Source organism: bacterium (assembly GCA_021159335.1).
Lineage (GTDB): Bacteria > UBP14 > UBA6098 > B30-G16 > B30-G16 > JAGGRZ01.
The window spans coordinates 1-4501 of record JAGGRZ010000065.1 but is presented as its reverse complement, the minus strand read 5'-3'; the positions used below and the strand labels follow the sequence as shown (position 1 = coordinate 4501).

4 protein-coding genes are annotated in these 4501 nt (G+C 44.3%); all 4 read left to right on the top strand.

Going from position 1 to position 4501, the window contains the following annotated elements; all coding sequences use genetic code 11:
* On the top strand, positions 1-654 hold a 654-nt coding region (locus tag J7J62_04090), incomplete at its 5' end, for a hypothetical protein (protein ID MCD6124334.1).
* 39 nt (positions 655-693) lie between these two features.
* On the top strand, positions 694-1695 hold the full coding sequence (locus tag J7J62_04085) for a D-cysteine desulfhydrase family protein (protein ID MCD6124333.1): 1002 nt from the start codon (positions 694-696) through the stop codon (positions 1693-1695).
* Positions 1696-2556, top strand: a complete 861-nt coding sequence (locus tag J7J62_04080) for an ABC transporter permease (GenBank protein MCD6124332.1) — start codon at positions 1696-1698, stop codon at positions 2554-2556.
* A 71-nt stretch (positions 2557-2627) separates the two neighbouring features.
* On the top strand, positions 2628-4501 hold a 1874-nt coding region (locus J7J62_04075), incomplete at its 3' end, for a VWA domain-containing protein (GenBank protein ID MCD6124331.1).

The window sequence follows — 4501 nt, the reverse complement described above, 5'->3', positions numbered from 1 at the left end:
GTGAAAGTATTTGCATTAAAAATTTTGACTTTGCTTTTTATTCTCTCTTCTTCGGTTAGTTCGCGCTGTCAGAAAGTTTTTAATGATAACGAGGGCAACTTATTCATGCTCCAGCCTGCTGGAAAACATCCGACCCTGCTTTATCTTTGCTGCACAGGTGGCAAGATGGAAAATATTGACACCGCACGCCTCGTCTACGACTCCGTTGGATGGAACATAGCAGTATGCGGAAAATCGAGGAATCACAGGGACCCGAAAAAGAATACAACTGATATATTAAACCTTGTGGACGAGCTTTTAACATTCCCGCAGGTTGATTCCTACCGAATTGTTATTTACGGTTTTTCTGGTCAGGGTGCGCAGGCGTTAAGTGTTGCGCTTTCGTTTCCGCTGCTTTTTGGTGGGGTTATAACGCAGTGTGCCCACGACGCATTAATAGGGGACATAGATAGAGAGAATGTGCCCGGCTTGCCGGTAGTGCTCCTAACGAGAGAAAAAGACTGGAATAGAGGGAGAAACGAAAAAATTAAAGCTCTTCTTGATAGATTGGGAGCCAACGCAAAGCTTATAGTAACGCCCGGTGTTCACCGAATAGGTGACGCAAAGGAGCTTTTGTTTTTGTGCAGGGAGATAATGAAGTTGTGGCAGGATTAACCAAAGAATAATTTGATCATATATATTAAGGGGGGCTTTATGGAACCAAAAAGAATAAGTCTGGCATTATTGCCCACGCCTCTTAGCCGTCTTGAGCGAACGAGCAAACTTTGGGGCGTTGATGTTTGGGTAAAGCGAGATGACCTTACGGGTGCAGTGGAAACGGGCAACAAAGTAAGGAAACTTGAATTCGTTATGGCTGAGGCGCTTGAGCAGGGTGCTGATATGGTTATAACCTGTGGCGGTGAGCAATCGAATCATTGCAGGGCTACTGCCGCTGTAGCGCGAAAATTGGGGTTGGATGTGGTGCTTATGCTAAGAAGAACTGGAGAAGGACCCACTGGCAACTGGCTTTTGGATATGATTCTCGGAGCTGAGTTCGTTTGGGTTACTCCTGAAGAGTATAAACAAAGAGATAAACTTATGGCACAATTAGCCGAGGAATACAGGAAGCGTGGAAGGAAGCCATATATTATTCCGGAGGGCGCATCCAATCCATTGGGCGCGATGGGATATTTTCACGCTGCCCATGAGGTTTACGCACAATTTAATGCGGAAAACTTCTATCCCGACTTTATTGTCATAGGTTCAGGAAGTGGTGGGACATATGCTGGCTTATGGACAGGATTTAAGAATGTTGGTTTTGATGTCAAAATTGTCGGTATATCTGCCGGACCTGACACTAAAGAACTAAAAGAACATATTAAGGATGTCGCTCTTGGCATAAAGTCTAAATATTTTCCTGAACTCGAGCTTAATGCTGAGGAAATTTTGTTGTTCGACGATTACTGGCAGCCGGGGTATGGAGTGATTACCTACGAGCATGTGAGGTTCATTTGCGATTTCGCTGCCCGCGAGGGGATAATACTCGATTCTACCTACACTTCAAAGGCATTTATGGCAGCAGAGGACCTTATCAAAAAGGGATTTATTCCGAAGGGCTCGCGAGTGCTTCTTTGGCACACTGGCGGAGTTTTCGGGTTGTTCAGCAAAGGGCAATTGTTCAGAGAACATTATTTTTCGGGTGAAAGAACGAAGTGAATGAGCGCGTGGGGATTCGCAATATCTGAGGGGCTAAAATCTTTATGGAGATATAGATTTGTCGCTATCCTCTCTGTAATAACCATTTCCATAGCTATTTTTGTCTTCTCCCTTTTTCTACTTATAACCTTCAATCTTAATGCGTTTCTCAAGGCTGCCCAGTCGAGGCTTAGTATAGAGGTTTTTCTCGACGACAACTTAAGCATTGCGAAGATAAATTCTTTGATGTCAGGTTTGCGAAGACTTCCGGGGGTGAGGTCAGTGGAATTCGTGGACAAGGAAGCAGCCAGAAAAAGATTCGAGAAACGATTCGGCAGGACTGTGGCGGTGAGCGCTGATGAGAATCCTTTTCCGAGGTCTATTCTGGTTAAATTAACCCCGGGAGCTTACATAAAGGAGTCCGCAAAAAGGGCTCTTGATTTTGTTAAGGGTAAAAAAGGCGTTGTTCAGGTTATTGCGCCCGGTGAGGTTTTCGAAAAGGTTTCGGGTCTTTTTAAAACATTCATAATTATTTCGGTGATTTGGGGAGTAATACTTTTGCTTGGTGCCTTTGTAATAATAGTTAACACAATAAAACTTGCAATTTTTGGAAGAAAAGATATTATTAATATAATGAGGGTTGTAGGAGCGACTGATGATTTTATAAGGCGTCCTTTTATCTTTGAGGGCTTCGTTCAGGGCGCGCTGGCAGCGTTGGTTTCTTTGGCAATGTTGAGATTAGCTTTTGTGGGGGCAAAATTTCTTGTGCCTTCTCTTGTGAATCTTCCGAGTTGGATGGCGGCAGGGGTTGTTGTTCTTGGTATTTTACTTGGGGTTTCAGGCAGCTCGATAGCGTTAAGAAAATTTTTGTCGACAGGCTGAAAATTATTTCTTGACATTTGGCTTGGTGTATTATCTAATTGTTTGGTTGAAAAATAAAAGGGGGTAAAATAATGAGAAATTATGTCCTTGTTTTGATGTTTTCAATTATTTTGATGGGTTTTGCCGTTATTGCTCATGCCGACGAACCGGTAAATAATGATTTACCAGTTTACTCATCCTCAGGATTCGAAATAGAGAAATTCGAGCTTAATTATCGAGGCAATGTCTACAAGTTCGCTATTTCTTCTCTCGATACAACAGAATTTATAGTTGAGCTCGGCTGCCGTCTCGATACCGGTAAGGTAGATATAGTGTTCACTCTCGATTCGTCGGGCTCGATGGGAGATGATATTGCGCAGGTTCGTGCTGCATTGGATGGTCTTGCAGCGAGATTGCATGCTCTCAACTATCAGTACAGATTTGGACTTGTTACTCAAAGTGGCCAACCACATGTAGCAGACTTCGACCCTATAACACCAGGGTATCAGATGACAGCTAGTTATCCCACATTTAGGATAAGGTTATTTAATGTTGGTGCTACTGGAGGTGCTCCTGGCGGAAATGAGTGGGCATGGCCAGCATTATGGGAAGGACTTACAAAGTATGATTGGCGTGCTGATGCGTTAAAAATAATTTTCATCTCCACTGACGAACCCTCGTGCTGCATGGACCAACCAGGTTGCAACACGGGACCATGTAGCGTTTATGTAGACAACACTGCTCACCCTTATCCTCGATGGGCTAACCCATACATGAAGGTTATGGCTGAGGGGTTTATTGTTTACTCGGTTACTGCTTCCCCACTTACATCTGGTGGCGGAGGTTGTTCTATAGCCTTCTGGGATACAATGTACCATCGTGTTGCTCGCAACTCAGGCGGGGAATGGTTTAATACTTCTGTCCCATGGACAACTGTTTTCTCTCATGTTATCCCGGTTATCGACTCTACTCATGTTATAAACCTCTGTGTTAAAAATAATTCTGGAGTGCAATATGACAGTATGTCATATGCTGTTATAGAGCTCGGTGATTCGATGACTCTTTTGGCTGGCGATTCGCTGCAGAAGTTTTTCCCATGGCCTGCGGGTGCTGTTCACTGCTTTGGATGGAGAATTCACAGTGCGAGAGGTTACGAGGGCAGAGAAAACTGTTTTAATATCTATCTTTATGCTACGGAACACGGTACGGGTATTATCCATACAGATACTGTGCGCGGCTGCATATTTATGCCTGACTGCAGTTGTCCCGGGCCAGAGGCGAGCATAGTTTGTCCGCCTGAGACAGCTGGTTATGCTATGCGTTATTCTGCGTGCCCAAGGCAACAGATTATAATAAGGCTTGAGGACGACGATACAACGGTGGATTCTACATCGATAAGGCTAAGGGTATCAAGCACTTATGGTAGTTTTACCTATACAATAGATAGCACTCAGCTTGAGTGGCACGACCCGTATGTTGTTTTTACTCCTGATACTGATTGGGTGCACCTTACGCCGGTTACTTACTCTCTTGTATCGGCAACGGATGCTAATGGGTGTTTCAATGTTAACACGGTATCGGATAGGTTTGGCCTTGACCTTATGGCGCCGGAGGTATTTGATACAAATCCGCCGGATGGTTATGAGTTTACGAGCCCGCCGGTTAACATTATTTTCAGGTTTATAGACTATCCTTCGGGGGTGAGGATTGATTCGAGTCTTTATGTGACAGTAAATGGCACATTGCGATATTATCTTCGTGACCCGCACATACGGTTTACTCCGCCCGACATGTTAATACTTATGGGTATGTGGCATGAGTTTGCGGGTGATGCAGAGACTATGGTTGTATGTTTGCACCTTGAGGACAAGGTTCCGCCGTATGTAGTTACTGAGGACGGGGATTCGTGCAATTTTTGCGGACCTAATGATACGACATACTGTTTCACCTATTACTACAATCATCC

Bases quoted from the DNA above. Each gene is read 5' to 3' on its own strand.
- J7J62_04080 (MCD6124332.1), top strand. From the start codon at position 1,696: ATGAGCGCGTGGGGATTCGCAATATCTGAGGGGCTAAAATCTTTATGG.
- J7J62_04085 (MCD6124333.1), top strand. From the start codon at position 694: ATGGAACCAAAAAGAATAAGTCTGGCATTATTGCCCACGCCTCTTAGC.